At 70.5% G+C, this 26,792-nt stretch carries 13 protein-coding genes; 7 read left to right on the top strand and 6 right to left on the bottom strand.

The window, feature by feature from the left end:
• Positions 1 to 119 precede the first annotated feature (119 nt).
• The 7 genes from LQ771_RS04820 to tssA all read left to right on the top strand — a co-directional run bounded on the left by LQ771_RS04820 (position 120) and on the right by tssA (position 8,915).
• Entirely contained in the window at positions 120 to 1,664 is a 1,545-nt protein-coding gene (locus LQ771_RS04820) for a Ppx/GppA phosphatase family protein (protein WP_231351235.1), read from the top strand.
• A gap of 122 nt (positions 1,665 to 1,786) precedes the next feature.
• Positions 1,787 to 2,479 (top strand): peptidylprolyl isomerase, encoded by a 693-nt coding sequence (locus tag LQ771_RS04815; protein WP_231351234.1) that lies wholly within the window; start codon positions 1,787 to 1,789, stop codon positions 2,477 to 2,479.
• Positions 2,479 to 3,204, top strand: a complete 726-nt coding sequence (gene lpxH / locus LQ771_RS04810) for a UDP-2,3-diacylglucosamine diphosphatase (protein WP_231351233.1) — start codon at positions 2,479 to 2,481, stop codon at positions 3,202 to 3,204. Before LQ771_RS04815 ends, lpxH begins: the two co-directional genes overlap by 1 nt.
• An 835-nt stretch (positions 3,205 to 4,039) precedes the next feature.
• Entirely contained in the window at positions 4,040 to 4,807 is a 768-nt protein-coding gene (locus LQ771_RS04805; protein ID WP_231351232.1) for an SDR family NAD(P)-dependent oxidoreductase, read from the top strand.
• 101 nt (positions 4,808 to 4,908) lie between these two features.
• Positions 4,909 to 5,472 carry an elongation factor P-like protein EfpL gene (gene efpL / locus LQ771_RS04800; protein WP_231351231.1) on the top strand — a complete coding sequence of 188 codons (564 nt, stop codon included), beginning with the start codon at positions 4,909 to 4,911 and terminating at the stop codon, positions 5,470 to 5,472.
• Positions 5,473 to 5,635: 163 nt separating this feature from the next.
• On the top strand, positions 5,636 to 7,732 hold the full coding sequence (locus LQ771_RS04795; RefSeq protein ID WP_231351230.1) for an FUSC family protein: 2,097 nt from the start codon (positions 5,636 to 5,638) through the stop codon (positions 7,730 to 7,732).
• 148 nt (positions 7,733 to 7,880) lie between these two features.
• Positions 7,881 to 8,915 carry a type VI secretion system protein TssA gene (gene tssA / locus LQ771_RS04790; protein ID WP_231351229.1) on the top strand — a complete coding sequence of 345 codons (1,035 nt, stop codon included), beginning with the start codon at positions 7,881 to 7,883 and terminating at the stop codon, positions 8,913 to 8,915.
• Positions 8,916 to 9,123: 208 nt separating this feature from the next.
• Here the strand turns inward: tssA and LQ771_RS04785 are convergent, their stop codons facing one another.
• From LQ771_RS04785 to LQ771_RS04760, 6 genes are all read right to left on the bottom strand, one after another.
• Positions 9,124 to 10,224 carry a hypothetical protein gene (locus LQ771_RS04785; protein ID WP_231351228.1) on the bottom strand — a complete coding sequence of 367 codons (1,101 nt, stop codon included), beginning with the start codon at positions 10,222 to 10,224 and terminating at the stop codon, positions 9,124 to 9,126.
• Positions 10,217 to 19,480 carry a two-partner secretion domain-containing protein gene (locus LQ771_RS04780; protein ID WP_231351227.1) on the bottom strand — a complete coding sequence of 3,088 codons (9,264 nt, stop codon included), beginning with the start codon at positions 19,478 to 19,480 and terminating at the stop codon, positions 10,217 to 10,219. The genes LQ771_RS04785 and LQ771_RS04780 overlap by 8 nt, the downstream gene beginning before the upstream one ends.
• 12 nt (positions 19,481 to 19,492) lie before the next feature.
• The gene (locus tag LQ771_RS04775; protein ID WP_425491342.1) at positions 19,493 to 21,175 is read right to left on the bottom strand and encodes a ShlB/FhaC/HecB family hemolysin secretion/activation protein; all 1,683 of its coding nucleotides are present in this window, start codon (positions 21,173 to 21,175) and stop codon (positions 19,493 to 19,495) included.
• A 528-nt stretch (positions 21,176 to 21,703) separates the two neighbouring features.
• Positions 21,704 to 22,015 (bottom strand): hypothetical protein, encoded by a 312-nt coding sequence (locus tag LQ771_RS04770; protein WP_231351225.1) that lies wholly within the window; start codon positions 22,013 to 22,015, stop codon positions 21,704 to 21,706.
• Positions 22,012 to 25,713, bottom strand: a complete 3,702-nt coding sequence (locus tag LQ771_RS04765) for a protein kinase domain-containing protein (protein WP_231351224.1) — start codon at positions 25,711 to 25,713, stop codon at positions 22,012 to 22,014. The genes LQ771_RS04770 and LQ771_RS04765 overlap by 4 nt, the downstream gene beginning before the upstream one ends.
• A gap of 64 nt (positions 25,714 to 25,777) precedes the next feature.
• Positions 25,778 to 26,461 (bottom strand): hypothetical protein, encoded by a 684-nt coding sequence (locus tag LQ771_RS04760; protein ID WP_231351223.1) that lies wholly within the window; start codon positions 26,459 to 26,461, stop codon positions 25,778 to 25,780.
• Positions 26,462 to 26,792: the final 331 nt, after the last annotated feature.

Below are 26,792 nucleotides of genomic sequence, written 5' to 3'. Positions count from 1 at the left end.
CCCTTGGGCGGCCGTAGCGCACGGCATGTCCGGGACGCGTGCCCACTCCGCCATGCCCGCCGCGCACGGATGTGCCCACCCGGAGGGCATGGCAATCCTGCCCGCTCCCGCATGGCAAAATGCGCGCCCCGCCTGCCTGGAACGCCCGCGTGACCACCGAGCCGGTGCCCATCAAGGATGGCGAGCTGATCGCAGCCGTCGACCTGGGCTCGAACAGCTTCCACATGATCGTGGCGCGCATGGAACACGGCGAGCCGCGCGTGATCGACCGCCTGCGCGACACCGTGCGCCTGGCCGCCGGCCTGCGCTCGGACGGCACGCTGGACGCGGCCCACCGCGCCCGCGCGCTGGCCTGCCTGGCGCGTTTCGGCCAGCGCATCGAGAGCCTGCCTTCGGCCAACGTGCGCGCGGTGGCCACCAACACCGTGCGCCGCCTGTCTTCGCCGCACAACTTCCTTGGCGCGGCCGAGGACGCGCTTGGCCATCCCGTGGAGATCGTTTCCGGCCGCGAGGAAGGTCGGCTGATCTTCCTTGGCGCGGCGCATGACCTGCCCGCCTCGCGCGAGCCGCGGCTGGTCATCGACGTGGGGGGCGGCAGCACCGAGTTCATCATCGGTCGCGGGCTCGCGCCGCTGCATACCGAGAGCGTGCAGGCCGGATGCATCGCCTCGACCTTGCGTTTCTTCCCCGGCGGTCGGCTGACGGCCAAGCGCTGGCAACGCGCGCGCAGCGAGGTCGGCGTGCTGTTGCAGCAGTTCGCCGAGGATTTCCGCGAAGCCGGCTGGCAGGAAGCCTACGGCTCCTCCGGCAGCGCCAAGGCAGTCGATGCCGTGGTGCAGGCGATGGGCCTGACCGACGATGGCGTCACCCTCGATGCCCTGGCGGAATTGCGCGAGGCGATCCTGGAACAGGGCCAGGTGGACCTGCTGCGCCTTCCCGGCCTGACCGAAGAACGCGCTCCCGTGTTCGCCGGCGCCATGGTGATTTTCGAGGCCGCGTTCGATGCGCTCGGCATCAGTCGCATGCGGGTGTGCGAAAGCTCCATGCGTGAAGGCCTGCTGTGGGACCTGCTCGGCCGCGCCGGCGGCAGCGACCCGCGAACCGCCAGCATCGATGCGCTGGCCGCCCGCTATGGGGTCGACCGCGCACAGGCGCGGCGCGTGGAACAGACGGCGCTGGTGCTGTTCGACCAGGCAGCCAAACCCTGGAAGCTCGACGCCGAGGCACGCGAGTGGTTGTCCTGGGCCGCCCGCGTGCACGAGATCGGCCTGGCCATCGCGCACAGCCAGCATCACCACCACGGCGCCTACATCCTGCGCCACGCCGACCTGGCGGGCTTCTCGCGGCAGGAGCAGCAACTGCTCGCGGCGGTGATCGAGGCACACCGGCGCAAACCGGCCAAGGCGCTGATCTCGGTGCTGCCGCAGCGCTACCGTACGCTGGCCCGGCACATCACCGCGCTGCTGCGACTGGCCGTGCTGTTCCGCCGTGGCCGCCGTCCCGAATCCCTGCCGCCGTTGAAGCTCAGCGCCACCAGCCACCGCCTGCGCCTGGCCATTCCTGCTTCATGGCTGGATCAGCATCCGCTGACCGAGGCCGACCTGGAACAGGAACAGGGGCCGATGGCGGAGCTGGGGCTGACGCTCGAGATCCTGCGCACCTGAGTGGCCGGCGCGCCAGCCGCGACTCCCGTGGGAGCGCAACCTCGAACGCCACGCAACGTCGTTTCAGTCCATGCAACGCCACCGCGTATCATGCGCAGGCAATCCACACAGGTTCCGCATGCATGCCCCGACTCCTGCTGGCCCTCCTGCTGTTCCTGCCCCTGGGCGTGGCCGCCCAGGCCGCGCCGCCGCCGGCGAGCACCAGCGCCACGCCGCCCGCACCGGGTCCGAAGGTGTTGCTGCATACCAGTGTTGGCGACATCACGCTGGAACTGTTCCCGGACAAGGCGCCCAAGAGCGTGGCCAACTTCCTGCAATACGTGCACGAGGGCTTCTACGACGGCACCGTGTTCCATCGCGCGATCAACGGCTACCTGGTGCAGGGCGGCCTGTACACGCGCGACCTGCAGCCCAAGCGCACCCATCCGGCGATCGCCAGCGAGGCGGACAACGGGCTGTCGAACCTGCGCGGCACCGTGGCGGTGGCGCGGGGCGCGGATCCGAATTCGGGCACCGCGCAGTTCTTCATCAACCTGGTCGACAACCGCCGGCTCGACTTTGCCGGCAACCAGAGCGGCCTGACCTGGGGCTACGCCGTGTTCGGCCAGGTGATCAATGGCATGGACGTGGTCGACAGGATCGCCGCGCTGCCCACCCGCGGCCAGGGGCCGTTCGCCGCCGACGTACCCAATCCGCTGCCGGTGATCCTGAGCGCCCGCGTGGTCGGCGAGGAGGCGCCGGCCTCCGCCACCAGCGCCCAGGCACCCGCCAAGGCCGCCAGTGCGGCCCGGCCGGCCGGCAAGAAGGGCGGCTGATGGCCAGCCTGTTCATTGCCGACCTGCACCTGGACGAAAGCCGCCCGCACATCACCGGGCTGTTCGAGCGCTACCTCGCCAGCGAGGAGGTCCGCCAGGCCGACGCGCTCTACATCCTTGGCGACCTGGTCGAAGCCTGGATCGGCGATGACGACGATGCGCAGTTGCCGGCCCGCATCGCCCGCGCCACGCGTGCCGTGCGCGATTCGGGCCGGCCGGTGTACTTCATGCCCGGCAACCGCGACTTCCTGCTCGGCCGGGACTACGCCGACCGCGCCGGCCTGACGCTGCTGCAGGACGGCGTGGTGCACGACCTCCACGGCCGCCCCACCCTGCTGATGCACGGCGACACGCTGTGCACCGACGACGTCGCCTACCAGGCGGTGCGCCGGCAGGTGCGCACGCCCGAATGGAAGGCCCATATCCTGGCGATGCCGCTGGAACAGCGCCGGGCCTTCGCCGCCAGGGCCCGCGCCGACAGCCGCGCGCACACCGGCGCGGCCACGGAATCGATCATGGACGTCAATGACGGGGCCGTCGCGCAGGCGATGCGCGGCGCCGGCGTCACCCGCCTGATCCACGGCCACACGCACCGGCCGGCGATCCACGAGTTTTCCCTCGATGGCCAGGCTGCGCAGCGCATCGTGCTGGGCGACTGGTACGACCAGGGCTCGGTGCTGCGTGTGGACACGGACGGTGCGGCACTGCGCGGCCTCTCGCTCTAAACCACAGGGCTCCGCAAACTCCCCACGCCTGGGCGCCTTTTCCCTGGCCCCGCCGGGGAGAGTGTCCCCGCCCGGATGAGAAAAAAAACAAAGGCCTCCCCCTCTCCCCACCCTCTCCCCCGGCTTTGCCGGGGGGAGAGGGAGCCAAGTGCGACGCTGCGCCTCGCAACCTGCGCTCCGAACGACCCGATTCCCGCGCGGCCTTTCGCTCTGATCGACCCGATTCCCACGCCCCTCCACGCCTGACTCCCTCTCCCCCGGCCACGCCGGGGGAGAGGGCCGGGGTGAGGGAGAGGCTCTTCGTCCACACCTACCGGATGAAGCCAAAGAAACAAAGGCATCCACCTGCGGAGGCAGAGGCCGCCAGGTGCGCCGGCTGCTTCACGTTCGAAGGCTGCGCCTCGCAGCCTTCGCTCCGATCGACCCGATTCCCACGCCCCTCCACGCCTGACTCCCTCTGCCCCGGCCACGCCGGGGGAGAGGGCTGGGGTGAGGGGGAGGCTCTTCGTCCACGCGTCCGGACGAAGCCAAAGAAACAAAGGCATCCCCCCGCGGAGGCGGAGGCCGCCAGGTGCGCCGGCTGCTTCACGTTCGAAGGCTGCGCCTCGCAGCCTTCGCTGATCGACCCGATTCCCACGCCCCTCCACGCCTGACTCCCTCTCCCCCGGCCACGCCGGGGGAGAGGGCCGGGGTGAGGGGGAGGCTCTTCGTCCACGCCACCGGATGAAGGCAAAGAAACAAAGGCATTCACCCTCTCCTCCCAGCTTTGCCGGGGCAGAGGGAGCCATGGGCATCGGCTACCATTGCCGTTTTCCGCCTCACAAGGACTCCTCCCATGCAGCTCGATCAGGTCAAGGCCGTCATCACCGGCGGCGCCTCCGGACTCGGCCACGCCGTGGCGCAGCACCTCGTCGCTCACGGCTCGAAGGTCGCGCTGTTCGACGTCAACGAGGAGAAGGGGCAGCAGGCCGCGCAGGCACTGGGCGAGGCCGCCCGCTTCTACCGCACCGATGTCACCTCCGAGGAGGGCGTGACCGCCAACGTCGCCGCCGCGCGCGAGACGATGGGCGGACTCAACGTGGTGATGAACTGCGCCGGCATCCTCGGCGCCGGCCGCGTGCTGGGCAAGGACGGCCCGATGGCGCTGTCGCAGTTCCAGGCCACGGTGATGGTCAACCTGGTCGGCAGCTTCAACGTGGCCAAGGCCGGCGCGGCACTGATGCAGTCCAACGATCCGGGCGAGGACGGCGAGCGCGGCGTGATCGTCAACACCGCGTCGGTGGCCGCCTACGAAGGCCAGATCGGCCAGGCCGCCTATTCGGCGTCCAAGGGCGGCGTGGTCGGCATGACTCTGCCGATGGCGCGCGAGCTGGCCCGCTTCGGCATCCGCGTGGCGACCATCGCGCCCGGCATCTTCTGGACCCCGATGGTCGACGGCATGCCCGAGGCCGTACAGCAGTCGCTATCGGCCTCGATCCCGTTTCCCTCGCGGCTGGGCAAGCCGGAGGAGTTTGCGCGGACGGTCGCGTTCATCCTCGGCAACCGCTACATCAACGGCGAGACCATCCGCCTGGATGGCGCGGTGCGGTTGCAACCCAAGTAAACCGGGATCCGAGAGACGGGATTCGGGATTCGCAAGAGCCCGCATCCCGCGCCCTTGCTATCCCGAATCCCGAATCCCGAATCCTGAATCCCGGCACTCCAATGAAAGCTTCCGACGTCAAGAAAGGCAACGTGGTCGAGCACGACGGCACCGTCTACCAGGTGCGCGACATCGAGCGCAGTGCGCCGACCGCGCGCGGCGGCAACGTTACCTTCCGCTTCACCATGTATTCGATTCCGGGCGGGCGAAAGTTCGACCTGAGCCTGCGCGCCGACGACGACCTGAAGGAAATGGACCTGGTGCGCCGCGCGGCCAACTTCTCCTACATGGACGGCGAGGTGTTCGTCTTCATGGACGCCGAGGACTACACCCAGTACCTGCTCGGCCCCGAACTGGTCGGCGACAACGCCGGCTATATCGTCGAGGACACCGAGGGCTACTACGTGCAGCTGATCGACGACGCGCCGGTCGGCCTGCAGGTGCCCACCAGCGTGGCGCTGACCGTGGTCGATACCGCGCCCGAGCTCAAGGGCGCCAGCGCAACCAAGCGCACCAAGCCGGCCCGGCTCAACACCGGCGTGGAGATCCAGGTGCCCGAATACATCACCAACGACGAGAAAGTGTGGGTCAACACGCTGACCGGCGAGTTCGCCGGCCGCGCCTGAGCCAATGGCGACCGGCCGCCTCGCGGTGGCCGGTCACCTGTCCCGTCGCATGGTCAAGGCGGCGTAAATTTCTGCCGCCACGGGAAGGCCGGCCGCGCCGCCCGTCGCGCGCCGTTCAACTGGCGTCATGCAGAATCGCCGCTCCCCACCCTGCGGTTTGGCCATGACCGCCAGCGTCTACTCGCTTCGCGCCAACGTGCTGGAAAGCCTGACCCGGACCAAGCGCCCGGATGTTCCGCCTTGGGTGGTGCTGCGCAATACGCTCGCGGTGGTGCTGCCGCTGGCGATCGGGATGGCGACCGGTTACACCGCTGCAGGCCTGGGCATCGCCGCGGGCGCACTGGACACGATGTTTTCCGACCAGCCCGGGCCATACCGCCAGCGCGTGCGGCAGCTCCTGCTGGCCTCGCTTGCCGCCGGCCTGGCCGCCTTCGCCGGCTTCCTGATCGGCGGACACCTGCCCTCGATGCTGCTGGCCACCGCGCTGGTCGGCTTCGGCGGCGGCATGCTGGTGGTCTTCGGCACCGACCTGGCGCGCGTGGGCATGACCAGCATGATCCTGCTGGTGGTCACCGCTGCCTATCCCACGTCGCCGGGACACGCTGCCACCGGCGCCGCGCTGATCTTCGCCGGTGGACTGCTGATGATGCTGTTCTCCATCGCCGCCTGGCCGCTGCAACGCTACCGTCCCGAACGGCAGGCCCTGGCCGTGGTCTACCGGGGCCTGGCGGCGGTCGCCCGGCAGCGCGCGCAGGACGACGAGGACGAACCGGCGCTCAGCGGCGCGATGACCACCCTGCAGCAGACCCTGCTGGGGCGTTACCACGCGCGCGGCCGCGCCATGGAGGCCTTCGGCGTGATGCTGGAGCTGGCCGAACGGATCCGCCTTGAACTCACTGCACTGGCGGACGGTTCACCGGCCAGCGCCGTGCCGCTGCGCTTTCGCGTCCGCGTCGCCCGCGTGCTCGACCACATCGCCGATGCGCTGGAAGAAGGCGTCGCACCGGCCGCAGCCGAACGCGCCCTGGCCGCGCTGCGCGCGATCGAGCGCCACGCCGCCGAAACCAGCCCCCAGCGCGAGCTTCACGTCCACGCGCTGGCAGGGCAGCTCGCCGCCGCCGTGCGCAACGCGAACTGGGCCGGCAGCCGGGGCGAACAGCGCGCCGAAGCCGCGGACCTGCGCTTGCCTGCGTCACTGCGGCAGAGCTCGGCCCGCGCCATGCTGCTGGCCAACCTCACCCCGCATTCGGTGGCGTTCCGCCACGCGGTGCGCTCGGCGGTGGCGCTGAGCCTGGCGCTGGCGCTGTCGCGCGGACTGGAGCTCCCGCACGGCTACTGGCTGCCGATGACGGTCGCCATCGTGCTGCGTCCGGACTTTGCCGCGACGTTCAACTTCGGCCTGCTGCGCGTGGTCGGCACCGTACTCGGCCTGCTGCTGACCACCGCGCTGCTGCGCGTGATCCCCGACGAGCCGTGGGCGCACCTGGCGCTGATGGGAGTGCTGTGCATGGCGTTCCGCTACCTGGCCACCGCGCACTACGGCATCGCGGTAGCCGCGCTGACCGGTGCCGTCGTGGTGCTGCTCTCCTTCGAGGGCGTCGATCCGGGCGTGGCGGTGACCGACCGCGTGATCAATACCGCGCTGGCCAGCGGCATGGCGTTGCTGGCCTACGTGCTGTGGCCGACCTGGGAACACGGCCGCGCCCGGGCCGCGCTGGCCGACATGCTGGACGCCTATGCCGAGTACCTGCGCGCGTTGGGGCGCCCGCAACGGCGCGGACCGCACCGGGAAACCCGCACCGCCGCCCGCACCGCGCGCACCAATGCGCTGGCGTCGCTGGAGCGCCTGCGCGCCGAACCGGCCACCCCCGCCGCGCTGGTAGATCTGGCGCAGGCGCTGTTCGCCAACGGCAACCGCCTGGCACGGACCGCGATGACGCTGGAGGCATTGCTGCAGCACCGCGCGAGCCTGCCCGAGCAGACCGAGGTGAGTGCCTTCATCGACCACGCCGCCACCGCGTTGCACGGCATCGCCGGGGCCTTGCGCGAACAGCGCGCGGTAGTGGAGGCGCCCGACCTTCGCCTGCTTCAGCGCAGCCTCGGCGCGCTGCTGGCCATGTCCGAAGACCAGGCCGGCGCCGACCAGGTCGCCCGCCTCACCGACCGCCTGGTGGACAACGTCGACACGCTGGCCCACGTGGTCGGCCGTTGCCCGCTGGAACCTGCCGCGCAGTCCGCCGGGCGGCGCGTGCATCCCTGATACCGGGCGGATTGATTCGATTTTCAGTCGGCGGTATTGCGTAAAACAAAAACCGATTTATTCACGTATTTTTTCGAGGTCGAACGGCGACAGCTTTGCATAATCGATGCTGTATTATCCCCGTGGCACCACAGGGGATTTACGACCGATGACGCGTTACGATCCGGCAAGCTTTCTCGCACCGCTCGATGGCGACTCGCCCACTGGCAGCGACCTCGAATACGATCCCGACTTCATGGCGCTCGAACGCGCCGCCGCGCCGCGCGCCGAGCGCGCCATGGGCGACAGCGTCAAGGCGGCCGAGGAACCGGACTGGGCCGAGGTGGAATCGCTCGCCACCGGCCTGCTCCAGCGCTCGCGCGACCTGCGCGTGGCCACGCACCTGGCGACGGCCTGGATGCGCACCGGCGGCATGGCCGGCTGGGCGGCCGGATTGGCGCTGGTCCGCGGCCTGCTCGAAGAGCACTGGGACGCGGTGCATCCCCAGCTGGACGCCGAGGACGATGACGATCCGACCGCACGCGTCAACGCCGTGGCGACCATCGCCAATCCGTTGGGGCTGCTCGCCTATTTCCGCAATACGCCGTTCGTGCAATCGCCGCGTCTGGGCCGCTTTTCGCTGCGCGACCTGCGCATCGCCAACGGCACGATGAAAATCGAGGGCGGCGACGGTCCACTCCCGAGCATGACGGAGATCGAGGCCTGCTGCCTGGACTGTCCGCAAGAGGAACTTGCCGGTGCGCTGGATGCGGCCACCCGGATCCTGGACGAAGCCAAGGCAATCGACCGGATTTTCAACGACCGCATCGGCACGGCGGGCCCGGATCTCAAGCCGCTGCTTACCGACAGTTACGAGCTGAAGAAATTCGTCGAATCGCAGGCGACCCTGCGAAATCCGGTCGCTGCCGGTGAAGGCGAGGCGGACGCAGCCGAGGGTGGCGACCCGTCCGCCAGCGGCACGCGCGCCAGCGTGCCGGGACGCATCGAAACGCCACAGGATGTGCTGCGCAGGATCGACGAGATCTGCGACTACTACGCACGCTGCGAGCCTTCCAGCCCGGTCCCGCTGCTGTTGCGCCGCGCCCAGCGCCTGGTCGGCAAGAATTTCCTGGACCTGCTCAAGGACCTGGCCCCCGGCGGCATCGGCGAGATGCAGGTCATTTCCGGCCCGGGCGAGGAGTGACGCGCCGCGAGCTCGCGCCCCCGGAAAGAGGACCGGGGGCAAGGGATCGGGCTCGCGCAAACGTCGCTCCGGCGAGCCCTGCCGCGGGACCACGGCTGCACGCTACCGGCTGAAGGCGGCGTTCTCCCGGCGCTTCAGCGTACGCCGCGGACAACACCCAGGCATGGCCGCGAGTGCCCCCTCCCCGGATGGGCAAGCGACCGGGGTATCAGCGCATGCCCTTGCACGTCGGCATGCCTGAGCGCACGAAAAGCTGGCGTACCGCCGGGTCCCAGCTCAGCGACAGGCCACCGGGGAGGCCCACGGTGGCGTTGGCGTCCGCGCTTTGCTCGAAAGGCCCCGCCGTGGCGCTGGCGCCGTCGGCATAGGCGACCGTGGCGGATATCCGGTAGGCGACCGGCTCGATGCAGGCCGACGTGTCGATGGCCTGCGCCACCGTGGTGCCATAGCCGTCCAGCGGCGGCAGCATGCCCTTGCCCAGCGCCACCGTGCGTGGCGCGGTGCGGCCGCAGACCGCCTCCAGCGCGTAGCCGACCGTGAACTTCGTTGCCGGCATCACTTGCACCGCGACGGTCGCTTCCGGCTGTGCGCTGCAGCCGACCAGGAAAGCCTTGTGCTGCGGTCGCGCATGCAGCACGTAGCTGCCGGGAGCGAGCGCTGCGGTTGCGGGCCACTCGAACTCGATGCGCGCCGGAAACACGCCGGTGATGCGCGGTTGTACGGCCAGCGGCCTGCCGTCGGCGTCGGTGGCGGTCAACTGCGGATCCGGGCACTGCGCGTCGTGAAGCTCGCTGCCGACCAGCGCCAGCGCGATCGACCCGGCCGTCGCGCGCAGCGCAAACAAGGCCTGGTGGTCCGCCCCCTCCAGGCGATCGATGGTGGCCTGCATCGGCTTGCCCCCGGCCGGCGCCTGCGCGATCCGGCGGACCGAGAGCGCTAGTGCCCGGGCCATGGCCGCGACCTCACCCTCCCGGCAGCTGCCAGCGCTGTCGGCGAAGTCGACGGCCAATTGCGCGGCTGCGTGCGCGCGCAGGACCTGGCCGCGGGCGCGGTCGTCCAGTGCGCTCAACGGCTGTGCGAGCTGGCCGACCAGCTCGCCGCGCAGGTTCTGCGCGAGTGCCTGCAACTGTCCCGCGGTGTCCGCGGCGGCCGGCTGTCCGGCCAACCGCTGCCGCGCGGTATCGAGCTGTTCGGCGACGCTGCCGGGCGTCAACCGCGGCGGCAGCTGCGCCCACGCCGGCGCGACCAGGGCAAAGAGCAGCCCCATGCCGGCCAGACGGCACAGGCGAAGCCGCCGCGCCTTACTCATCGCATTCCTCCATTTCCGGATCGCAGGCCTGCTGGTCGGCGGGCAGCAGGATGCCGGAGGGCACGATGCCGAACGAGCGGTAGTTGGCCGAGATCACGCTCGGGTCGATATAGACGTCCGTATGGTTGTTGGCGTTCTGCGCGCGGCTGGTGAACAGCGAGGTCGGCACGTTGACGCTGCTGCCGCCCGTCAATGGCAGCAGGTTGCCGCTGGCGCTCACGGCATAGAAGTACGCCGGCGGCATGCCCACCAGCGCGACCTCTTGCGGACCGGTGCCGGTGACGTAGATGGGCGCATCCGAGGTGCCGATTCGACCGGTCGAGGAGAACGCGCCCTTGCCGTCATAGAGCCAGGTCTTGCCGATCTGCAACAGGTCGCCGCCGGTCACGCCCAGGTACAGCGATGCGGTGCCGGCATCGACGGTGTAGGCGCTGCCGCCGACCGATGCCAGCGTCAGCGTCTGCGCGTTGGTGAGGCTGAAGCCCGCCGTCGAGGAGAAACCGCCCAGGGTGCCGATGTAGTTGGCAAGCGGGCTGGTTGCCGTGCCGAGCTGGGTGAAACCACCCGCCCGGCCCGACAGCGTGTCAGCCACGATGCTGCCCCCCTGCCCCTCGGTGATCGCACCGGAGGACACCAGCGTGGCCGCCTTGCTGCTGATCCGGCCGTTGATCAGCAGGTCGCCGCGGGTGATGGTCAGGTCCACGCTGGCGCCACCGTCGAGCGCGCCGGTCACGGTGAGCGACGGGCCGTTGCTCAGCGTGAAGCCGGCAGCGCCGAACCCGCCCAGCGTGTCGAGGCGGTTGGCGCCGTTGAGCACGACGGCACCCGTGGCCTGGCCCGCCAGGGTGTGCGCGGTGATGCTGCCGGCACCGCCTTCGCTGATGTTGCCGGTGACGGTCAGCCTCGTGGTGTCTCCGCTGAGCGAGCCGTTGATCGCCAGGTTGCCACCGGTGGTCAGCACGGTGCTGCCGCCGCCGTCGACCGTACCGGTGACGGTGAGCGCCCGGTTGGTGGTGATCGTCAGTCCGTTCGCGCCGAAGCCGTTCAGCGTTCCGATCGAATTGGCCTGGTCGAGCGTGGTGCTGCCGGTCGAGTGGCCGCTCAGGCTGTCGGCGGTGATGAGGCCGCCGGCGGTCTGGCTGATCTTCCCGCCGGACGTGAGGGTCACCAGGCCGCCATGGATGGCCTGGCCCAATGCGAGGTCGGCGACGGACGCGAGCGAGATGGCATCGCCGCTCAACGCGGTGTTGACCGACAGCGTGCCCGCCGTGGTGGCGAGCCCGATGTTGCCGCCGCTGGCGGTCAGCGGCCCGTTCACCGCCATCGCCTTGCCGTTGCTCAAGGCGAAATCGCGCGCGCTGAAACTGCCCAGGATGTCGATCCGGTTGTCGCCATCGAGCGCGACGTCGCCGCCGGCATGGCCGCTCAGCGTACCCGCGGTGATGCGGCCTTGGCTGGACTGGTCGATGCCGCCCGCGATGTCCAGCGAGGTGCCGGTGCCGGCGAGCGCGCCGTCGATGGTCAGGCCGCCAGCCCGGGTGGTAAGCGCCGTGCTGGCCCCGCCATCGACGGTGCCGGCAATGGCAAGCGCCCCGGTGTTGGTGAAACTGAGCCCGGCCGCATCGAGGTTGCCCAGGCTGCCTACCGTGTTGTTGCCGGTGAGGCTGGCGCTGCCGGTGACATGTCCGGCCAGCGTATCGGCCACGATATGGCCGCTGCCGCTTTCGCTGAGCGCCCCGGCCACGTTCAGGCGCGTGCTGGAGCCCTTGACGATGCCGCTGACCACCAGGTTGCCGGCGGTGTCGATGCTCGTGCCCGCGCCGCCGTCGACGGTACCGGAGATGCCCAGGTCCTGCGCATCGCGCAGGCTGAAGCCGGCAGCCTGGAAGTTGCCCAGCGTGCCGATGTGGTTGGGCCCGTTGAGCGTGACGGCGCCGCCGGCCTGCCCGGTCAACATGTCGGCCGCGATGTTGCCGCTCGCGCCCTCGCCTATCGTGCCGGCCGCCGAGAGATCAGTGGCATCCCCCTTCAGGGTGCCGTTGACGAGCAGGTTCCCGCCCGTAGCGAGCGCGATGCCGGCGCCGCCATCGACCGTGCCGTCGACTGCCAGTGCGCTGGTGCTGGTGAGACTGAAGCCATTGGCACTGAAGTTGCCCAGTGCCGAGATGGCGTTGGCCTGGTTCAGCGTGGTGGTCCCGGCGGACTGCCCGCTCAACGTGCCGGCGGTGATCAGACCCGTGGCGGTCTGGCTGATCGAGCCGGCGGACTTCAGGCTGAGCGTGGTGGCATTGATCGCCTTGCCCAGCACGAGGTCGGCGGCCGAATCCAGCGCGATGCTGCCGCCGCCGAGGGCCGAGTTCACGCTCAGCGCGCCGGCGGTGTTGGTCAGCGCGATGCTGCCTGCGCCGACGCCGAGGTTGCCGTTGACCGTGAGCGCCTGGCCGTTGGCGAGCGCGAAGCTGGTGGCGTTGAAGTTGCCCAGCGTGCCGACATGGTTGCCGCGGGTCAGGGTGACGTTGCCGCTGGCCTGGCCGCTGAGCGTGCCGGTGGCGAGGTTGCCGCCGGCGCCTTCGGTGATCGCGCCGCTCACGTCGAGCGTGGTGGCGGCAGCGCTAAGCGTATTGTTGATGGCCAGGGCGCCGCCGACGGTCAGCGCGGCGGCGCCGGTCACCGTGACCGGGCCGGCCAGGGTCATGCCACCGGCGTTGGTGAGCGACAGGTTGGCCGCACTGAAGCTGCCCAGGTTGGCCACCTGGTTGGCGCCGGCCAGGCTGGCGTCGCCCACGGTGCTGCCGCTGAGCGTGCCGGCCGTGATCGAGCCGCCCGTCTGTGCGATGCCCGCGCCGGACTGCAGGCTGACCTGCCCGCTGCCCGCGTCGATGCTGCCGCCGGACTGGCTGATGCCCACGCCCTGCAGGGCGATGCTGCCGCCGCTGACGTCGCCGGCGACGGAGAGCAGGCCACTGCTGCTGGTGATGTCCACGCCGGTGGCGCCGCCGGCGACCGGCCCGGCGATGGTCAGGTTGCCGTTGTTGAGCAAGGTGAAGCCGTCGGCGCTGAAGCCGTCGAGCTGGCCGATGGCGTTGACCTGGCCGAGCAGGACGGTGCCGCCGGCACTGCCGGTCAGGTGGGCGGCGGTGAGCGCGCCGGCGGTTTGCGTGATGTCGCCCACGGCGCTGGCAAGCGTCAGGGTATTCGTCGCGGTCACGGCATCGGCCAGGGCAAGGCCATCGCGTCCGCTCAGCGAGACGTTGGCGCCGCTGAGCGCGCCGGTCGTGCCGAGCGTGCCGCCATTGGCGGCGAGCACCAGGTCGGCGGTGCCGGTGTCGATGGCGCCGGCCGGGAGCACCAGCGAGCCGCCGGCGATCAGGCTGATGCCGGTGTCGGGCTGGTTGGCGAGCGCGGCCACGGTCAGGTTGCCGGCATCGCGCAAAGCGATGCCGGCACCGGTGAGGCTGACGGCTCCGGTGAAATGGTTGGCCGCGCTGCCGAGCGTGATCGCGCCGGCGCCGGCATCGAGGACGCTGATGCCTTGCACGGCCAGCGCGCCGGTCTGGGTGATGGCGCCGCCCTGGCTGGTGGCGGTCAGGTCGCCACCGATGCTGCCACTGCCCAGGCCCAGGCTGCCGGTGCTGGTCACGGTGAGGGCACCGGTGTCCAGGATACCCAGCGCCAGCGCATTGGTGTCGGTGATGACGCTGTCGCCACCGGTCAGGTCCACCGTGTCCTGGAAGTCGTTGAGCAGGCCCAGCGTGATCAGGCCGCTGTCCGCATCGATCGTGCTGACACCGGTGACGCTTAGCGCACCGGCCTGCGTGATGTCGCCGCCGTTGCTGGCCAGATCGAGCGTGCCGGTGATGGTGCTGGCGCCCAGCGCCAGGTTGCCGTGGCTGCTGACGGACAGCGCGCCGGTGGCGAGCCCTCCCAGGGTCAACGCGTTCCTGTCGGTGATGGCGATGGCGCCGCCGTTCAGACCGACGGTATCGCCGAAATCGTTGTTGCCGTCGGTAAGCGTGATTGCGCCGCCGCCGGCGTCGATAGAGCTGGTGCCGGTCACGGTCAGCCCGCCGCTGGCCTGGCTGATGGTGCCGCCGCTGCTGCCCGCGGTCAGCACGCCGTTGACCGTGCCCTCCCCCAGCACCAGGTTGCCATGGCTGGTGACGGAGAGATCGCCGGTGTCCTGCGCGGCCAGGGTCAGCTGATTGGCGTCGTTGATGGTGGTGGCGCCACCAGTCAGCGTGACGTCGCCCTGGAAATCGTTGGTGCCCGCGGTCAGCCCGATGCTGCCGGTACCGGCGTCGACCGTCGTGGCGCCCGCCGCGACGAGCGTGCCGCCGATCTGCGTGATGGTCGCATTGCTGCTGGTGAGGTCCAGCGTGCCGCTGGCGGCGACGTTGTTGCTGAGGATCAGGCCGCCGTCGCCACGCAGCGACACGTTGCGGCCGCTCAGGTCGGCGCTGGTGGTGAAGCTGCCGCCGGCACCCAGGGTCAGGTCGCCGTTGCCGGTATCGATCGCGCCCAGCGCGGCCAGATCCAGCGTACCGCCGGCGACCAGGCTCACCGAGCCGTCGGTGCCGGCATCCAGCGCGGCCACGCGCAGGTCGCCCAATGTCTGCAGCGAGATTCCGGCACCCTGCGCGCTGACCGCGCCGGTGAAGTCGTTGCTGCTGTCGGCCAGCACCAGCGCACCGCCGCCGGCCTGAAGGTTCACCGCACCCGCGCCCGCGGCCTGGACGATGCTGCCCGATTGGGTGATGCCGTTGCCGGCCAGCGACAAGGCGCCGGTGCCCAGCGTGGACGCGCCCATCGACAGCGCGTGGCTGCCGTTGTCCAGCGCCACGTCGTACGCACCGCTGTTGAGCAGGCGCACCGTGCCCTGGAAATCGTTGCCCGCGGCATTCAGGGTGATCGCATTGGCGCCTGCGTCGAGGGTGCTGGTGCCGGTTACGGCAAGACCGCCGGACTGGGTGATCGCACCGTCATTGCTGGTGGCCTTGAGGTTCCCGGTCACGCTGCCGCTGCCCAGGTCGAGCGGACCGTGGCTGATGGCGGTGAGGCTGTCCGTGGCGAGCGTGCCGAGCACCAGGCCGTTGCCGTCGCCGATGGCGGTGGCGCCTCCGGTCAGGTCGACGGTGCCGCCGAAGTCGTTGCCGGCGTTGGTCAGGGAAATGAGGTTGCTGCCCGCGTCGAAGCCGGCGTTGCCGCCGACCAGGAACGCCCCGCCCTGGGTGATGCCGCCACTGGTGGTGGTCACCGACAGGTTGCCGCCCACCGCCAGCGCACCGGCGCTGAAGCTCTGGCTGCTGGTGGTCAGGCCCGCCAGACGGCCATTCGCACCGCCGCCCACCGCGCCGCCGAAACCGATGCTGCCGTTGTTGGCGATCACGCTCAGCGCGCGCGCGGTCGCGTCGGCGTTGTCCACGGTGCCGGCGAAATCCACCGAACCGGTGCTGCTGGCAAGCGTGACATCGTTGCCCAGGAACACCTTGCCGTAGCTCTGGCTGCCCCCGGTGGTGACGTCACCGCCCAGGGTGAGCGAGCCGGTGCCGGTCTGTGCCAGGCCACCCGTGCCGCTGACGGCACCGGACAGGGTGAGGTTGGTGCCCGCGCCGGTCTGCAGGGTGCCGCCGCCCGTGCCCAGCGCCAGCGTGCGGTCCAGCGCCAGCGAGGCGGTGTTTTCCAGCGTGCCGCCGTCGAGGGTCAACGCGCCGGTGGTCGCGCCCAGACTGGCGTTGCTGGAAATCGAGAGCGTGCCGCCGCTGATCGTGGTGCCGCCACTGTAGGTGTTCGCGCCGGTCAGGGTTTCGTTCCCGCCGGCCAGGGTGAGGCCGCCGCTGCCGCCGATGACGCCGTCGAAGGTGCCCGAGGCGTTGCTCAGCGTCAGCGTTTTCCCGCCCAGGCTGACGGTGCCGGCGCCGTCGAGGCTGGCGATGGTCGCGCCTGCGGTGGCGCCGGAGATGTCGAACGTGCCGTCGGCCGTGACGCCGCTGGAGTCGGCCAGGCTGCCGGCGCCGGACAAGGCCAGCGTGCCGGCAGTGACGTCGGTGGCGCCGGTGTAGGTGTTGATGCCGGAGAGCGTCAGCTTGCTGCTCCCGGTCTTGGCGAGGTCGCCGCTGCCGCTGATCACGCCGGACAAGCCAAGGTTGGCGCCGGTCTGCAGCGTGCCGTTGCCTTGCAGGATGATGTCGCGCGCGCTGGTGAATGCGCTGGAGATGGCGAGCGTGCCGCCGTCGAAGACGAGATCGCCGGCCGCGCCGCCGAGATTGGCGTCGCTCGATACCGTCAACACGCCACCTTCGAGCGTGGTGTTGCCGGTGTAGGTGTTGATGCCGCCGAGCGTCTGATTGCCGCCGGCCAAAGTGAGCCCGCCGGTGCCGCCGATCACGCCGCCGAAGCTGCCCGAGGCGTTGCTCAGCGTCAGCGTCTTGCTGCCCAGCGTGACCGTGCCGCTGCCGCCCAGGCTGGCGATGGTCGCGCCGGTCGTGCCGGAGATGTCGAACGTGCCATTGGCCGCCACGCCGCTGGAACCGGCCACGCTGCCGGCACCGGAAAGCATCAGCGTGCCTGCGCTGATGCTGGTGGCGCCGCTGTAGGTGTTGACGCCGGAAAGCGTCTGGCTGCCGCCGGCGAGGGTGAGCCCGCCGGTGCCGCCGATCACGCCGCCGAAGCTGCCCGAGGCATTGCTCAGCGTCAGCGTCTTGCTGCCCAGGGTGACCGTGCCGCTGCCGGCCAGGCTGGCGATGGACGCGCCGGCCGTGGTGCCCGAGATATCGAACGTACCGTCGGCCGTCACGCCGCTGGAACTGGCCACGCTGCCGGCGCCCGACAGGACCAGCGTGCCCGCGGCAATGTCGGTGGCGCCGGTGTAGGTTTCGATGCCCGAAAGCGTCAACGTGCTGCTGCCGGTCTTGGTGAGCCCACCGCCGCCGCTGATCACGCCCGACAAGGTGAGGTTGGCTCCGGTCTGCAGCGTACCGGCGCCCTGCAACGTGATTGCGCGCGCGCTGGTAAAGGCGGCGGTGTTGTTGAGCGTGCCGCCGTTGAAGGTCACTCCGCCGGTGGTGGCGCCCAGGTTGGCGTCGCTGGACACCTTCAGCGTACCGGCGCTGATCGTGGTGCCGCCGCCATAGGTGTTGGTGCCGCTCAACGTGAGCGTGCCGGCGCCGGCCTTGGTCAGCCGCCCGCTTCCGCTGATGGTGCCGGACAGGGTAAGCGCGGCGCCGGCCTGTACGGTGCCGTTGCCCTGCATGACGATGTCGCGGGCGCTGGTGAAAGCCGCGCTGGTCGCGAGCGTGCCGCCATTGAAGGTCAGCCCGCCGGTGGATTTGCCGAGGTTGGCGTCGCCGGCCACCGTCAGCACGCCACCGCCGAGCGTGGTGCCGCCGCCGTAGTTGTTGCTGCCGCTCAGCGTCTGCGTACCGCCGGCCATGACCAGGCTGCCGCCGGCGCCCTTGATGACGCCGCTGAACACGCCCCCGTCCGCGTTGCTCAACGTCAGCGCGTTCCCGCCCAGGTTGACCAGTCCGTTGCCATCCAGGCCACCGATGCTGGCGCCGCTGCTCAGGCCGGAGATGTCGAGCGTGCCGCTGACGCTGTGCACGGTGCCGGCCACGGTAAGCCCGCCGCTGCCGCCGAGCGTCAGGGTGTCGGCGAGGTTGACCCGGCCGCCGGCGATGGCCGGTGCCGCGCCGATCGCCGTGGAAGCATTCAGCACCAGGCCGGCGGTGCCGGTCGTGGTGACCGCGGCGTCGATGTCGATGTCGTTGAGGGCGGTCAGCGTGAGCGTGTTGGCGCTCCAGCCGAGGACATCCTCGACGTAGATGTTGCCCGAGCCGGCAGTGCCGCCGTCGGTCGACTGGATGGTGAGATTGCCGCTGCCGAGCGCGCTCTCTACGGCCGCCGCGGTCATGTCGCCGCCCGAGCCGATGGTGAAGTCCGTCGGGTCGATCAACCACGTGCCGTTGCGGCCCTGCGGCGCGAGCGTGCTGACGTGCGCGGCGTCGTCGATCCGCACGTGTTCGGCGGAGGTTTCCACGAAGCCGCCATCGCCGCCCTGGACGCCGCCGCGGGCGCTGAACTGGCCGGCGACCTGCGTGTCGTGGTCGCTCCACACCACGATCGAGCCGCCCTTGCCCGACTGCGTGGCGTCGGCGTTCAAGCGGGCACCGGCGCCGACCGTGCTGGTGGAGGCGTGCAGCAGGCCTTCCCCGCCCTGCGCGCCACCGCCGACGCGGATGCGGCCGCCACCTTGCGTGCCGGAGGCATCGATATCGCCAGTCAGGGCCACGTTGCGGTCGGACAGCAGTTGCGCGCTGCCGCCGCGAGTGCCGCTGACGTCGATGCTGCCACTGTTCGTCGTGTCGCCGCCGCGGGCGACCAGCCGCACCACGCCGCCGTCATGGCTGATCGCGCCGGCATCGATCAGGCCGGAGTTGTTGACCAGGTGGGTGAACAAGTCGCGCGCCGCGGCCGCTTCGAGCACCACGGTGCCGCCGTCGGCCTGCAGCTTGCCGGCGTTGCTCACCGCGGCCCTGGCATCCAGGCGCTGCTTGAGTTCGCCGGTGATCTGGACGTTGATCAGCCCGTTGCCGTCGAAATCCAGCACGGCATGTTCGGCGCCGTCGAGGTTGATCCGGCCATAGTTGGCCAGGATCACGCCATCGTTGGCCACGCTGCCGCCGATCAGGCTGACCGAGCCGCCGCTGGCCGCCGCGATCGTGCCGTGGTTGACGACCCCCGCGCCGCCGCCGACGGCGTCGAGGTTGAAGTGGTTCGAGAGGAAGTCGGTGGGCGTGAGGTCCAGCGTGCTGGCCACCAGCCCGCCCACGTTCACCTGCGCGGTGCTGCCGAAGATGATCCCGTGGGTGTTGATCAGGAACACCTGCCCGTTGGAGCTGATCTGGCCGAAGATCTGGCTCGGGTTCTGGTCGAGGATGCGGTTGAGCGCGATCGCCGAGCTGCCCGGCTGGTTGAAGCGCACCAGGGCGTCCTCGCCCAGGTTGAAGCTCTGCCAGTTCAGCACCAGCTTGTCGCTGGCCTGGTTGATCACCACGTTGGCGCCATCCTGAAGGATGCTGCCGCTGCCGCCGACGATGGTGCCGCCGGTCGGCGTGGTGGTCCGCGCCACGCCGCCAGCAGCCCGGGCCGGTCCGCTGGCGAGCGCACCGCACAGCAGCAGCGACAGGCTCAGCGGCAAGGCCTTGCGGCGCAGGCTGGCGAGGGAGTCCTTGCGGGAAGTGGCGCGGGTGGTGTGCATGGCAAAGGTCCGTCAGAAGGTGAAGCCGAAGCGCGAATAGACGTGGTAGCCGCGCTTGTCCGAGGCGTCGCGGCTGCCGGTAGGCACCGAGGCGTCGAGGCGGAATTCGAAATGGTGGAAGCGCGGGATGCGGAAGATCAGGCCCGCGCCGATGCCTTCGAGCGTTTCGATCGGGTTGTTGCCGTCGCGATGGTTCGAGGCGTAGCCACGACCGAAGTCGTAGAACACTTCCACTTCCAGCAGCTCTCGCCACGGGCGGTCGTAGAACGGCGAAACGCGGTCGCCCAGGCCCGGCGCGTCGATGTGGTACTCCAGCGAGGTGTACCAGCCGCGGTCGGTGAGCGCATCGGCGATCGGATAGGCGCGCACGCTGTCCGGGCCGCCGATCACGAACTGCTCCAGCGGCGGCAACGCATCACGCGTGTACTGGCCGCCAAGCTTGAAGTACAGCCGCTGCGAACGGGTCAGGAACTGCAGGCGGGTGTAGGAGAGCCGCGCCAGCAGGAAGTTGCTGTCGTGGTCGGGACTGACCAGGTCCGGGTCGAGCGAATCGTCGCGGATGGACTTGCGCAGGCTGCCTTGCACCACGTCCAGGCCGCGCAGCCGCTGGTCGGTGCGCTGGAGTCCAAAGCCCAGTTCGGCCACGTCGAAACGTTCGTCCGAGAGTTTCACGCCAAGCGCTCCCAGTTGCGACTTCTCGCGGATGTAGCGCAGCGAGGTCTGCATCGAGACGTCGTCGGTGTTGACGAACTTCCAGTCGGCGCCGGCGAACGTGGACGAGGTGGGACCGCCGACCTGGAGATCGGCGAAGGCGCCGCTGCTGATCTGCAGTTCGCTGCGCGTGGCGCCGATCACGCCGGCCAGGCCCGGCACCACCACGGTGGGGGCGCGGTAGGCCAGTGCGTAATAGACGTTGCTGTGCGGGTCCAGCGCGTAGTCGACGTTGGCCGTGAGCTGGTCGCCGATGCCGAGCGGACTGTTCCACGCGGCGCCGGCCTGCGCACGGTAGCGGCCGGTGAGTTCGGTGCCGTAGTTGTTGCCGCCCAGGGTGAAGGTGAACGGGCGCCTGGCCTCGTGCGCGACCATCACCAGGTCGGTCTGGCCGGTCCTGGCGCCGGGCTGGAAGGTGGATGACACCGTCACGCCGGGCAGGTCGCGCGCGTACAGCAGCGCCGAATCGATGTCCTGCTTGCGCAGCGGCCGGCCGTTGAGCGCCTCGGCCGGTGCGGCGATCACGCCCGGCCGGTAGCGCGAGGTGCCCTTGACCACGACCTTGCCGATCGTGCCCTCGAGTACATCCAGCCGCACGATGCCGTCGCTGCCCACCTCCTGCGCCGGCACGAACGCGGTGGCGACGATATAGCCCGCCTTGCGGTACCGGTCGGTGATGCGGTCGGCGAGGTGCTGCAACTGGCTGAAATTGGCCTGGACCGGTTTGCCGGTGCCGCCGGAAAGGGTGGCGAACTGCTCGTCCGCCATGGCCTGCACGGTCGCCGGGGTGATGTCGTCCTCCGGATGGTTGCCCACGCCCTGCACACGGAAGCCTTGCACGGCCAGGGTTTGCTCCTGCGCCGCGGCGGCCTCGCGCTCGCGCAGCGGCGGCACGTTTGGCGCGGGCGCCCGTTCGGCGGCGGGCGCTGCAGGGGTGGCCAGCGCCTGTGCCACGGTCGCGGCGGGCGTCGTGCCGGTACCCAGGTGCACCGCCAGCACCTGCCCCGGCAGGTAGGCGTGGGCATCGGGGTAGCCGGCGTCGTGCAACCGGGTGGTGATCAGCACGGCGGCCGCCTGCAGTTGCCCGGCGTCGAGCGAGGTGGCGCCCGCGGTTGCCAGCGCCTGCTGGTATTCGGACTGGATCAGTGCCTGGACCTGGGCGGCCTGCGGCCCCTCGGTCGGCACGCCGCTGACCAGGATGTCCTGCGCCGGCACGCCAGGCGTGCCCGGTGCCGACGGCGAGGCCTGGGCTAGGGCGCTCCCGCCCGCCAAGGCAAGCGCCACCGCTGCTGCGAGGCAAGCAATCCGCACGACTCGTTCCCCTTGATGACCGTTTCCCTGGCGCGGCACCTGTTGCCGGGCCGCATCAGTTGCGGCGACCGGCGTCCCGATTCGGCACCGCGGATGGCCGGGCGCAAACGCGCGGCCTCACCCTGTAATGCGAACTTCGTCAACAAAAGTGCCCATCCCGGGGCGATTTTGTTCACGCCATGCTCATTCCACGTTCACATTTCAGGTGGTGAAGAACAGCAGCCCCAGCAGCACGGCGCAGGCCAGCGCGCCTGCGGCGAAGAGCGCCAGCAGGATCCGGCTCGGGAGCGTCGGCCGCTCCAGCAAGGCCGGCAGCACGTCGCTGTCGGGCACCTCGACGGTCCGGACAGTCCGCGTCAGCGCCTTGCGGGCGGTGATGCCGTGGCTGTCCCGCAAGGCGGCCAGCACGTTGCGCCGTCGCGCGCGGTACTCGGCGCGCGCGATGCGTCCGCCGTAGTGAGCCTCGTCGAGGAGGTTCAGGTCTCGGTTGACGATGCGTTCGCGCTCGTTCATGGCACCTCCCTCACCAGGCGCAGGCCGACGTCCTTCTGCGCACCGCCGCCGTCGCCGCGACGGCTGTCGACGGTGCAGTCGGACCAGTAGCTGGTGTAACTGCCGCCGCGGACGGCGGCCCCGCCGTCCACCCATTCCCAGACGTTGCCGGTCAGGTTGATCAGGCCCCACGGGTTGGGGCTGCGTCCGCGCGCCGCGATCGGCGCGCCGCTGCCATCGTCGGCGCCCGCGGTGGGCGGGATGCAGTTGCTGTCCGGCGCCTGCTTCCAGCTGCCGCCGGCACGGGCGGCCGCCAGCCATTCGGTGTCGGTGGGCAGGCGATAGACATGGCCGCTGGCGCTGCCGAGCCATGCGGCGTACGCGCGTGCCTGCTCCAGGCTGATGTTGCTCACCGGCAGGCTGCCTGCGTAGCGATCCTCCGGCACGATGGCGGTGCACTTGGCGGTAGCGGCGCAGTAGCGGTTGTATTCGTTGATGGTGATTTCCGAGCGGGTCATCGCAAGCGTCTTGCCGCCGGCGCGTACTACCACCAACGCAGGACCGCGCTTGCCGTCGATGGTGTCGAAGCAGGCGCGGCCCGCGCCGACCAGGTCCGGCGCGCCGCACGGGTCGGAGATGGGTCCGGCAGTGGCAATGGCCGGCGCCGGGCGGACCACCGCGGCACCGCCCTTTCCCGCCGCGGCGGTGGCGAGCCGGCCGGTCGCGATCGCGGGCGCGGTGGCCGGCAGCGTGGTGTTGCCGACCGTCGGCGTCGGCGTGGCGACCGGCGAAACCGGCGTGGGCGACGTGGCACCGGCTGGCCTGAGCGAATCCAGCAAGGCGGCCAGCGAGCCTTCACCGAGCTGCCCCCGCAGCTTCATGTCCGCCTCGAGCGCGGCCAGCGCATCGGCATCGGCGTGGCGCACCTGCGCCAGCTGGCGGCGCATGCGATCGAGGTCGGTCGAGGAGACGACCTGGCCGCGGGCCTTGACCAGATCGGCCGCCAGCCCATAGCGGGCGCTGGCCCTGGCCAGATCGGCGCGCTGGCCGAGCAGGCCGATGGCGCGCGTGAGCACGTCGGCGGCGGACTGGTAGCGGCCCTTGCGGAATGCTTCGCGGGCCTGCCCCAGATAGGCGTCGGCTAGCAGTTGCGGGCCTTCGCTGGCCAGGAACGTGTGCTGCGGCGCCAGCGTGCGGATCCGCGCCAGCGATTCCTGCGCCTTGGTGGTGTCGCCCGCCGCGGCGGCGCGCTTGACCGACTCGATGCGCGCGGTGACCTCGGCCGCCGCGCTCTCCTGTGCCAACCGGTCCTGCTGCTGCTTGTCCAGCGCGGCGAGGCGATCGCGCGCGACCTTGAGCGCTGGCGACTGCGGCGCCACGGTCAAGCCGAACTCGACCAGCGCCAGGTCCTGCGGCAGGTGCAGCGGATCGGTCTGCTGGCCGGCGGCCGTGGCGATGGCGGTGGCGAGCTGCTCGACCAGTGCGCGCGTCTGTGGCGAAGCATCGCCCTTGAGCGGCGCCATCGCGGCAGCGAGCTGGCGTTGCCAGTCCGCGCTCGCTTCCGGGTGGGCGATCAGCGCGGCCAGGGCGGTGCGCGCCTCGGGCAGGCTGGTCGCGGCCGCGGCGACCGGCGCAACGGCCACGGCGCTGCCGGCGGCCATCGCATCGAGCTGGGCCCGGCGGCGTTGCAGGCGTGCCGAATCGGGGAACAGCGCCAGCGCCTGCTTCAGGTGCGCGGCGGCCCGGTCGCCGTGGTGCTGCGCCAAGGCGCCGCCGATGGCGATGTCGTACTTGAGCTCGAGCTCGGCATTCCTGAGCAGGCTGCTGGTCGGGTCGATGGCGCGGATCTTCTGCAGCGTCTCGACCGCGCTGCCCGGCTGGTCGGCAAAGATCGCGCCGGCCTCGATGCGCTGGGAGAGCTGGGTGTCCAGGCTGTTGAGCAGTTCGTTCTTCTGCTGGTCCATCGCGCTGCGGCGGATGTCCAGTTCCGGCGAGTACAGCTTGAGCTGTTCGCGCAGCGCGAACAGCTGCTGCGCGTGGGCATAGTCGTAGCGGCCCTGCGCGGGATTCCAGTAGGCGTCCAGGCGGGCCAGCAGGAAGCGCTGGATGAGGTCGCCCTGGTCGAGCACGAGGCGCTTGCGCTCTTCCTCGTCGAGGGTGCCCAGCGCGGCCAGCGCCTGGGCTTCGTCAGTGTAGTGGTGCGCGTCGTCCGGCGCGAAGCGGGCGATCACCTGCGCCACCTTGCGCTGGTGCAGGTAGTGCGCGCCGCCCCAGCCGCCGGCGACCAGCACGACCAGTGCGCCGGCGCCCCACGCCAGGTACGGGCCGATCCGCTCGCGCAGGCCGACCTCGCGCAGGCCCTCGACGAACTCCTGCGCGGTGCGCAGGCGGTCCTCGCCACGGAACGCGACCGCGTCGCACAGCGCCTTGTACTGGCGACGGGTCAGGCCCGGTACCGCCGGCGGCTTGCGCCCTTCGCGCATCGCCACTTCGGCGCTCACCTTGTCGAACGGGTGCTTGCCGGTAAGCAGCTCGAACGCCACGCAACCCAGCGCATAGATGTCGTCGCTGGGCGAGGGCTCGCCGCCCTGGATCATCTCCAGGCTGGCGTAGGCCGGCGTCAACGCGCCCAGCGTGCCGGCATCGAACACCGTCTCTTCGCCGACCGCCTCGCCCATGTGCTGACCGGCACGCGCGATGCCGAAGTCGAACACCTTGGGCACGCCATCGCGCGTGACCATCACGTTGCCGGGCTTGAAGTCCGAATGCACCACGCCAGCGGCGTGCGCGCGCTTGAGCGCCCAGGCCATGCCCTCGATCAGCGGGCGGGCCCTGGCCAGCGGCATGCCGTTGTAGGCACGCTCGCGGATCAGCGCCTTCATGTCCGAGCCGTCGACGTATTCCATCGTCATGAAGACGATGGTCCCGTCCTTGTCGAAGTCGTAGACGCGCACGATGTTGTCGTGCGCCAGCGACTGCGAGCGACGCGATTCGCGCTGCAGCGCGATCAGCGAATCGGGATGGCGACGGAACTCGTCGTTCAGCACCTTCACCGCGACATACGGATCGCGGTCGCGCGCCTCGACCTTGCGCTCGTCGCGCGCGAGGAAAACGACGCCCATGCCGCCGCGGCCGATCTCGCGCTCGAGCATGAAGCGGCCCTTGAGCAACATGCCGACGTGTGCGTGGTCACCGCCCGCGGCGCCGGCCAGGCGTTCCCAGCTGGCGCTGTTGCCCGAATGCGTCCCGGTGCCGGATTGGGTGCCAGTGGACTGGGCATCCCCGGTCGCGCCCCCGCGCGAGGCGGGCATGACCACGGTCGCGTCGCCGACCGGGTAGGACGGCGCCGGCGGGCGCGCGGCCGGCATGACCACGGTCGCGTCTCCGGTGTCCCCCGGCACGCCGTGGACGGCGGGCGCAGGTGCCACCCTCGTGGCGTCATGTTCCACGAACGCCGCCCCGGCCGGCGCCACCATGGTGGCGTCCTCGAACAATCCCGGTTCCGCGGTTACGGCTTGCGCGGCCATCAGCCGCTCCAGCAGCACGCGGCCGATCTCGGCATCCAGGTCGCCCCCGTCGTGCAGGCGGCGCAGCAGCGCGAGCTCGTCGTGGTGGCGATCCTCCGGTACCGCACCGCGGCGACCCAGGGTATCGAGCAGCATGGGGAGCGGCAGGTGGCCGTTGCGGAAGGCGGCGATCAGTTCGGCAAGCGTATTCATGCAAAGCTCTTTCGTGAGGCGGCTGCCGCGGAGCCGCGGCAGCCGGTGCGATGGCTGGATCCGGTCAGCTGACCACCAGCATGGGAACTTCGTTGGTACGCACCTGCTGCCCGTCCATGTAAAGCGCCGAGCGCATCGTGTAGCGGCCGTCCTGGATGCCCTTGGGCAGGTTGAAGTCGAAATTGGTCTCGTACTCGCCGGTGCCGTCGATGGCGGTGGCGTCCTTGGTAACGGTGGTCAGCTGACGGCCGTCGGGAGCGAACAGGGTCAGCTGTTCCTTGAGTTGCGGGGCCGCGTCCTGCGTGCCGCGTACCAGCGTGACGCGCGACTGCATCGCCGCCTTGCTGCCGGAGCGGATGGTCTCGCCCGGCAGCAGCGCGGTCTGGTAGGCGCTGATGGTGTTGTTCGCCGGCAAGGCGCCGCGGTCGCGACGGTACTGGTCTTCGACCGAGCGTGCGTCTCGCACCTTGCGCGCGTGGTAGTTGTAGGCCATGCAGGCGAACACGCCGATGCCGGCACCGATCGCCGCGCCGGCCAGGTGTCCCTTGCCCTTGCCGAACATCGAACCGGCCAGTGCGCCGATCGCACCACCCACGGCCGGATTGCACTCGGCCGACACCGTGCCGGCGTCGGTCTGGCCGCTGTCGGCGGCTGGCGCGCCCAGGCTGGGCATCTGCGCGCAACCACTCACCAGCGCGAGCGCGCAGGCCGCACCCAACAGGCTGATACCGCGGAATCCGTTTTGCATGGCGAGTCCCTCCTCAGTTGATCGAGATGCTGTTCATGGCCTGCTGCTGCGCCCTCTGGGCGCGGCGCAGGAGACGTCTGGCCGCCGCGTCGCCCGGGTTCACCTGCAGCGCGGCCTTGGCGTTGGCGATGGCGGCCGAGTAGTTCTGCTGGGCGAAGTTGCGCTCGCCCTCGCGCAGCAGGCCGGCGGCGACCTCCTGCATGCGGTTGGAAGGCACGGCAGGCTGCGGAGCGGCTCCGTGCTTTTCCGCCGGCGCCACCCCGGGAGAACCCGACACCTGCGTCGATGCCGGCGGCCGCCTGGCCGGTTCCGGCGCCTCCTGGGCGTGCGA

The organism is Frateuria soli, from assembly GCF_021117385.1.
In the GTDB taxonomy this organism is placed as follows: domain Bacteria; phylum Pseudomonadota; class Gammaproteobacteria; order Xanthomonadales; family Rhodanobacteraceae; genus Frateuria_A; species Frateuria_A soli.
This window is presented reverse-complemented; position numbering and strand designations above follow the sequence as displayed.

Bases quoted from the DNA above. Each gene is read 5' to 3' on its own strand.
- LQ771_RS04820 (WP_231351235.1), top strand. From the start codon at position 120: ATGCGCGCCCCGCCTGCCTGGAACGCCCGCGTGACCACCGAGCCGGTG.
- LQ771_RS04815 (WP_231351234.1), top strand. From the start codon at position 1,787: ATGCCCCGACTCCTGCTGGCCCTCCTGCTGTTCCTGCCCCTGGGCGTG.
- lpxH (WP_231351233.1), top strand. From the start codon at position 2,479: ATGGCCAGCCTGTTCATTGCCGACCTGCACCTGGACGAAAGCCGCCCG.
- LQ771_RS04805 (WP_231351232.1), top strand. From the start codon at position 4,040: ATGCAGCTCGATCAGGTCAAGGCCGTCATCACCGGCGGCGCCTCCGGA.
- efpL (WP_231351231.1), top strand. From the start codon at position 4,909: ATGAAAGCTTCCGACGTCAAGAAAGGCAACGTGGTCGAGCACGACGGC.
- LQ771_RS04795 (WP_231351230.1), top strand. From the start codon at position 5,636: ATGACCGCCAGCGTCTACTCGCTTCGCGCCAACGTGCTGGAAAGCCTG.
- tssA (WP_231351229.1), top strand. From the start codon at position 7,881: ATGACGCGTTACGATCCGGCAAGCTTTCTCGCACCGCTCGATGGCGAC.
- LQ771_RS04785 (WP_231351228.1), bottom strand. From the start codon at position 10,224: ATGAGTAAGGCGCGGCGGCTTCGCCTGTGCCGTCTGGCCGGCATGGGG.
- LQ771_RS04780 (WP_231351227.1), bottom strand. From the start codon at position 19,480: ATGCACACCACCCGCGCCACTTCCCGCAAGGACTCCCTCGCCAGCCTG.
- LQ771_RS04770 (WP_231351225.1), bottom strand. From the start codon at position 22,015: ATGAACGAGCGCGAACGCATCGTCAACCGAGACCTGAACCTCCTCGAC.
- LQ771_RS04765 (WP_231351224.1), bottom strand. From the start codon at position 25,713: ATGAATACGCTTGCCGAACTGATCGCCGCCTTCCGCAACGGCCACCTG.
- LQ771_RS04760 (WP_231351223.1), bottom strand. From the start codon at position 26,461: ATGCAAAACGGATTCCGCGGTATCAGCCTGTTGGGTGCGGCCTGCGCG.